This window comes from Hydrogenovibrio sp. 3SP14C1 (genome assembly GCF_029625905.1).
Lineage (GTDB): Bacteria > Pseudomonadota > Gammaproteobacteria > Thiomicrospirales > Thiomicrospiraceae > Hydrogenovibrio.
Map to the genome: position 1 here is coordinate 1 of NZ_JARTLM010000355.1, position 230 is coordinate 230.

The 230-nt window shown below is 63.0% G+C and carries 1 protein-coding gene; it reads left to right on the plus strand.

Going from position 1 to position 230, the window contains the following annotated elements; all coding sequences use genetic code 11:
- Positions 1-230 (plus strand): hypothetical protein (locus P8629_RS12820; protein ID WP_336618934.1); only part of this gene is annotated, 230 nt, incomplete at both ends.

Below are 230 nucleotides of genomic sequence, written 5' to 3' on the forward strand. Positions count from 1 at the left end.
GCAAAGGTGTCGTTGTCGAGTCTCGCCTGGACAAAGGCCGTGGCCCGGTGGCTACCGTGCTGGTTCAGAACGGTACGCTGAAGAAGGGTGATATCGTGCTGGCAGGCCTGCACTATGGTCGCGTTCGTGCGCTGACCAATGAGCTGGGTCAACAGGTCGATACCGCTGGCCCCGCCATGCCGGTCGAGATCCAGGGTCTCGACGGCACGCCGGATGCGGGTGACGACTTC